The organism is uncultured Cyclobacterium sp. (genome assembly GCF_963976465.1).
Lineage (GTDB): Bacteria > Bacteroidota > Bacteroidia > Cytophagales > Cyclobacteriaceae > Cyclobacterium.
Map to the genome: position 1 here is coordinate 1 of NZ_CAXBOC010000276.1, position 7454 is coordinate 7454.

Consider the following 7454-nt stretch of genomic DNA (forward strand, 5'->3'; position numbering starts at 1 on the left):
TATTGCACAAATCATAAATTTCTCCTGCAAGTTTTGATAATTGTTTTGCCTTTTCCCCCTCTGGTAAGTCTCTAAGCGGTGAATTTTTATTAAATATTTGGAGTTTTTTGAAAAACGGATTGTAATCTATTGGGCAATACCCTATTAATACACAAAATATTATAATTTTATCTTTATTGTATTTTTCTAATAAAAGTGGTAGTTCATCATTTTTAATAAAATCTGAATCTAAAAAATCTATGCTTAGCAATAAGATGGCAATATGGGCTTCAGAAATGGCCTTTTCTATTTTCTGTTTCCATATATCACCAGTCTGAATTTTGGTGTCATCCCAAATGTCAAATTTGAAATTTGTATCGATGCTACCTATAAATTTCTTTATTTCTTTTTTGTCTTCTTCGTCTTTGTGACTATAGCTTACAAATATTACAGGATTTTTTACTTCCATTTTCTAAATTGTAATTCCTATTTAAAACATTTTATGGAATATAACTTATATTTTTCAAATTACCAACTGATTTATTACTAATTTTATTTCAAAAAAACAATTTTATTCAAATATATATTTTGAATAATAATTTAATTTCTATTTTATTTACTATATATTATTTATTTTAATAAAATTATAATTTGAAGTTATTGTATTTTTTTTCCTAAACTAAATGAAATATTTTTATTATAACTACCCCTATATAATAAAGAAATAAAATAAGGAATCCCCTCTATTTGATGGTAATCCTTCACCTGTTCATTTTCAGGTAAATCCTTAAAGCTAAGCAATAGGTTATGAAGTTTCTGTGCTTTGTAGGTCTCTTTATAAGTTTTCCAATCTGTTCCTACAAATGGTCTCCAGCCATCCAGAATTTTCATGGTGTTCCACCTACGATGTTCGACAACACCTAGAACTTCAACCTCCCTTTTGGTCCAAAACTTTTCAAAATTTTCTTTCTCCGGAATTTGATCCGATAGCACCCACTTTTTATCGTAGGCTGTTACCTTTATCCAAAGGTGATCGGCTGCCTGTCTGTTCCCCTCCCGATCTGTTTCAGACAGGCTTTTCCAACAGTAACGCATCATATTTCCCATTCCCTCCAAAACAAAACTGTCGGTTAATGCTTGAAACCACAGGTTTTTTAACCCTTCAATTTTGAGTTTTAATTCTTCGTCATATGGAAGTGCTTCCTTATTGGAAGCATACCCTCCCTTCAAGGCGTTTACTTTTGAAATTAATTTTGCAAACCATTTTTCTACCTCGAGAGAGGTCCTAACAGATCGGTTCCCAAAATCATATAGGAGGTAGTACCATAAGGCTATTTGTTTGGCCAAGTGGTCTGCTTCCTTATTTTGGATCGCCTTACAGGAAAATTCATATAGGTAATTGCCAAAGCATTTTACAGGAATATGCGGGGCCTGGGCATTGAGTTTTTGTTCCAAATAGACCTCTTCTTCCGCATCCGGAAAATTATAAAAGCAATAGGCCTGTAAATCATAAGTTGGGTTTTCAAGTTTCATTCGTTCCAAACCGGGTAATACCGAAGTTAAAATGGAAGCACTTTCCAAGCCAGAATGAAGGCATGCGAAAAACTTTAACTTTTTATAGTGATTTAAGTTTTGTATCAAAGGGCCGTGAGGATGGGTAATTTGTTGGGGAATCAATGGTAAAGGATAAAAAAGTATCCGGTCGCTTGTCCTACACTCATCCTGTTCTTCATAAAATGTCCAATCGGTAACGCTATTAAAAATGGTTTCTGTTTGATTTTCACTTTCTTTAAACAAATAAGGATATTCTTTTTTAAAATCCTCAACAGCTTTGGCATCTGAATCCGGATAAAACACCAAGATTCTGGGCAAGGGGGGTTTTGAAAAAACCATTTGTTGAATGGATTTTAATGCAAGAGACCTCCCTAGTGAACCAAATCCAACGATTAATATGGAGCAACTAAGAGGGGTTCCTCTTAACTCAGGGAAACCTGCCAACATGCGGCGAGCGGTATTGTCCGCATGGCTAAATACCGTGAGTGCATAATTGGTACGTCCACTAATAGATTGTTGCAGCAATTGCTTAAGCTTTCTGTCTTGTATATGGACAAACCAATCCTCATTTTTATGCTTTTTGATACTTGAAATCATTTGGTCCATTTCCATTACGCAACGGACGTTTGCCTCCTCTGAATCAGTCACTACAAATACTTGAAATGCTTTTTGAAAATAGGTTTTCTTTAGAGATGTGGAACTTGTAGGAATACCATCAACTATCCATACTCCCTCATTTCTGGCTAGCTCCACAAGGGCTGTTGTTGGGTCCGGGTTCAAAACCACAACTTTAACTCCTTTAGTATCTTTCGTTGAAGGATTTCTTAGGTCTTTTAAAATATCATATGCCATTTCATTGAGACCTATAACAACGGCAAAATTATTAGTCCATGTGGGACGTAATCTCCTGAAAGAAACCCACGAAATGAAATCTGAAATCACCTCTTTAAACCGGTTCCAGGCCCTAAACTTGAAAAACAAAAACCGATAAAAAACCTCCTTCCCTGAGGCAAAATATAGGGCAATGAAAAAAACTACGACTGTAAAACTACCTCCCAAAATCCTTGCTACTTCCACTTGCCAGTTGTAAGGATTATCAAAGACAGATCCATCTAAGGTGATCAAATTAGCGGAAAAAAATAAACTATTTAAAAATTCAGTCCAAGTTTTTTCTTTAATCCCATAATGTCCAATCACTCCCAAAACAAGAACAAAACACACCAATATTAAAGGAAGTAAAAATCGCAAAAAAATACCCGTTGATATAGGAATAACATTTTTAAAAAAACTGGAAATGGATTTAGTCGTAAGCAGTCCAAAATTTTTAGAATAATTGCAGCATTCGATTGTTTCCCAATCGTAATTACCTCTAGGAATAATGGGCTGATTTATATAAGCTTGGGCAGAGGGGATCGTATTTTTTTCACGGGGAGAATATAAATGATGTAGGGTGTATTGCACTTTTCTTTTCCAAAAGATCCCCTTGGTGGATGGTTTATTTATAAAATTAGTTACTACTTGCCAGGTACCTCCAGGCTTTCCGGTGTCTATGCCATCCCATAAAGCCATTAAGTGAGTGGAGTGTTTAACCAATATTTCTTCAAGAATTTCGTAAGGGGTTTGATCTTCGAGCGATTTGGAGGGCATTAATTTAAAGGTATAACAACCTCCTTTACTCTCTAATCCCTTCGCTCGATCTAAATCACCCTGCCCAAAAGAGGGGAAGATTCCTTCGTCGATAAGTAGAAGGACTACTACAATCCCCAGACTGGCGGCTTCTTTTGCAACCAGTTCATCCGCACCCTTCGCAAAGCCGGTAATAAGAACAATTTTTTCCGGTTTCCCATTTACAATTTCTTCCAGTTTGCCTCTGACTTTTTTTTGGATCATTTGAAAATCCTTAGTCAAAATGTCTTGATGGCCGGAATGGCCGATAACAGTTTTACCTTCCAACAAATACTTGAATTCCCGAGACGATATTTGATTCATTTGTTATAACAACAAGTTTTCATTGAATTTATAATAACTATTAGTAGCTAATCCCACCGGCATTGCTTTCATCTATTTGATTAAAGAAAAAACCTATCGCCTTCACTTAAATATTTCTTATATAATTAATTTTTATTTAATGATTTACCCCTATTATTTTTTTCCAAATACACCTTTCATTTACAATAAAAATGCAACACCCTCTACTTTAATGGGTCCTTGAACATTAATAAAACTAATCTATTGACCTTATGACTCGGAAGCCGAATTATAAAATCTCCCAGTTTTTTACTAAAGTTTTATTATCTGAAAAGTAGGAGCTTTCCAGAAAATAATCAAGAAATTCATTAGAAATTTTGGCAGCTCCATCTCTGCAAATCCTATAATATTTTGGATGAGGAGACAAGTCAGAACCTGTTAAGCTTTTTCCTTTATACATTCTTTCCGGACAAGTTAATGTATAAGCCAAAATAGGGTCTTTTTCATGATCATTCCAATCCAAACAAATAATCGGTATCAAATCATAGCCAACTTCGTTTTTTCTTAATTTGGCAATATCCGAAATATCAATATCGAACAAAACCCCATTAACTGTATCTGATATAGAACCTGTAAATTTAACATTGAATAGCCCTCTAGCATTAGGCCCAGTCAATGGTTGGTATATTGGCCGATACAGTATTTCATCAGGAATATTATAATTGAGCAACCTTCTTATTCCAAAACCTATGGCTGTTTTATAGGGATAAATGGACTTAGTATTATTAGAAGGGGTATCCGAAAACATATTATGAATACTGCCATAGCTAAAAAGTTTAATCGACGTTTGCCCTTTCTCCGCAGTGAAATTTTCAATAGAGCCCCATGGGTATTCAAACATCATTTCACGTAGTGAAAACTGAATTTTATTAAATAAGTTTATACATGTTTGAGAACTAAGTTTAATTTTAGATATTGAACTAGGTGGGTTAACAACCACACCTTTTGTATAATCCTCCAACACCTCAGCTTTGGTGTTGAATTTTGTTTCCCAATGTTTAATAAGTAGAATTAAAGAAACAAAATCCTTCCTTACCTTCTCAATTTCGGAGGATTCATTAATCCCCAATTTAATTGTTAATCTTTGAGCGATAACAATGGATTCCCAAAGGAGGTCATCCTTGGATAGCTCTTTAGCAATTTTGGCCATAACAATCAAATTACAAAAATGCCGATGTTCATTAGTCGATCCGATGGCACGTTCAATAGAAATGGCATCATTGGTTTTAGCAAATGCCTTTTCTAAATTACCATTTAAAAAGTATGCCCTACCAAGGTCTCCTGAATGAAAAGCAATATTTTCCGGATAAAAGATTTTCCTTGATACTTTTTCAGCTTTTTCTAAGAATTGAATGGATTCCTGAATATTTTCTTTCCCATTATTCTTCATCATAAGGGTTCTACCCCATCCCCCATTGTTTACAGCTTCCCAATGAACCGTCCCTCTTTTATTGTGTATTTCTCCTGCTTTTTTAAATGATTCAATGGCTTCATCATATTGTCCCAAGTCGGATAAAATCAGACCTTTAGTGGTTAAATGCCCTGGTTTCATAAAATCATTGCCTATATCTTCTGCTAAATCTTGAGCACTACACATAAATTCAAGCCCTTTTTTCACTTTGCCATGATGCCAATAGGCCAAACTTTTTCTATAAAATATTTCTTCCTTTTGAATCGTATCAGCATTATCATCAGCTATTTCTTCTGCTAGTTCAAACCTTTCTAAAGATTCATCAAAAAAACCTAGTCGCTCTTTAATGCTTCCAATAATAATAAGTGTTATGGCTATATATTTTGAATCATCTAAATCCTTATACAAGGAAAAAGATTCTTCAATATAAACTAAAGCTAGGTATTTATACCCTCGTAAATTCTTCATCTTCCCTAGCTGTAAGAGTGAATGTGCCAATAAACTATTATCTTCAATTTTACGTGCTATTGAAACAGACATTTCGCCAAATCTATCTCCCTCGTCATATTGCCCCCTACTTTGGTAGGCTTTAGACAACTCAATGGCCAATCGGCAACTATAATCATTATTTTTATCAATAATATTGTCATAAGAATATTTTAGTTTATCAATTCTTATAAGTTCAGGCCCTTTTATGGACAAGACGTCAGCAAAAAATGAAATGATTTCAGCAGCTTTTTTAAATGATTTGTTTTTAATCAATAGCTCTTGAATGCTAAAAATATTTTCAAGTTCTGCATGCATTCTTTTTAGTGACTTACTCGTTAATATGTTTTTTGACTTTTGATTCTCAATAATCAAAAATGAAATGTAAGTATCACCATACCGTTCAATAAGATCTGAAATATAGGCAGCATCTTTAGATTCATATAGAACTTTGTTCCCAAAATTATATACAGTTATGGGAAAACTAAATCTAGTAGGTTTACTATTAACATTCGCTTTTAAAAGACTACTTTTAACTAAGGCATCAAGGGTTTTAGTGAAATTCAGGCTATAAGTCGTATTTTCTATTATTACAATTTTCTTTGCCAATTCAGCAGTAAAACTTGTTTTAAAAATGGCTAGTTGAATAAACAAGTCCTTTTCATTATCTGTCAGTAAATTAAAACTCCAATTGACAGCAGAATACAAGCTGTGATGCTTCTTTTGTCTATCATGGGAGTAGTCTTCTAAGTCTTGATAATTGTTGCTTTTAATACCCTCAAAAATTTCTTCAATATTTAATAGATCTGATCTACTTGCAGCTAATTCTATCCCTAAAGGTATACCTTGAAGCTCGTTACATATTTTATTGATTAGTATCAGATCGTCAATGTCTTTATCAAATTCCCTATTTATTTTTGAAGATCTATTTAAAAATAGTTGAATACTTTCATTTCTTTTAAGTTCATCAGGGTCTTTTACCGAAACATCAATAGTTTCAAGTGGCTCAATCTCCACTAGATTCGCATAGGAAAGCTTTAACCTTCTTGTAGAAGTAACTAAAATTTGAGCTTTTGGTAAATGAGACAACATAAAATCTAAGGTCTCAGAGCATTCGTCAACTATTTGTTCAAAATTATCAAGAATAAGCAATACATTTTCTCTTTGCTCCAATAATAGAAGAATCGCTTCTCTTGCTGATATTTGTGAACTAGTCATTTCTTGATTAAACGCATCATAAATTGATTTAGCCACACCAGTTTCTGTTTCAGCATCCACCAAATTTACAAACCAGACCCCTCCTGAATATTTGTGATTCAATTCTTTACCTATTTCTAAAGCAAGCCTAGTTTTCCCAAATCCTCCTGTTCCTACGATCGTTACTAATCGATTCTTCTCATTAATAAGTATTTTCTTTAGTTCATCAATTTTATTCTCTCTTCCAATAAATTCCTCGCCAACTGTTTTAATATTGGTTTCATTTTTGTTTTTTAGTAGGTAATGAAGAATTCTATTTTTAAAATTGGAAAATTTAATAACTTCATATACCTTAAGAACTGGAGGAATTTCTTCTATTTTAACATCATCTGTGACCACTAAAATAATATTGCCTACCTTATCATTTTCTTTTTTATTGTTTAAGAATAATTGCCATTCATGCTGAACCCAACCAGAATTAATATTATCAATGGAACTAAAAATTAAAATAAAGTTCTTAGATATAGGTATAGTTTGATCAATTACCTTTCCATATTCTGTTTCGCCTATACGTTCTAAAGAATAAGAAGAATCAAAAACATCAAACCCTTTAGCAGTTAAAAATTGATATATTTCATCAGATAGGTGAAAGTCTTCTGTTTTCCGTGATAAAAAAACATCAAATTCATTTTTCATAATACTTCAATTTATTCATTCCCTAATATCTTTTTTTTCAATTGGCAATGGTTTAGCCCCCTTTAAATCGGACAATTTTATTTTTGGTATTGTATAAGAGCTC

General features: G+C 33.2%; 3 protein-coding genes. All 3 read right to left on the reverse strand.

All coding sequences use genetic code 11. The annotated features are described in order from the left end of the window. Positions 1–448, reverse strand: a 448-nt coding sequence (locus tag AAC037_RS15185; RefSeq protein WP_339903775.1) for a toll/interleukin-1 receptor domain-containing protein, incomplete at its 3' end; no start/stop codon positions are given. 188 nt (positions 449–636) lie between these two features. Beyond that, positions 637–3522, reverse strand: coding sequence for an NAD-binding protein (locus AAC037_RS15190; RefSeq protein WP_339903776.1), 2886 nt, complete (start codon positions 3520–3522; stop codon positions 637–639). 268 nt (positions 3523–3790) lie between these two features. Next, positions 3791–7351 carry an NB-ARC domain-containing protein gene (locus AAC037_RS15195; protein ID WP_339903777.1) on the reverse strand — a complete coding sequence of 1187 codons (3561 nt, stop codon included), beginning with the start codon at positions 7349–7351 and terminating at the stop codon, positions 3791–3793. Positions 7352–7454: the final 103 nt, after the last annotated feature.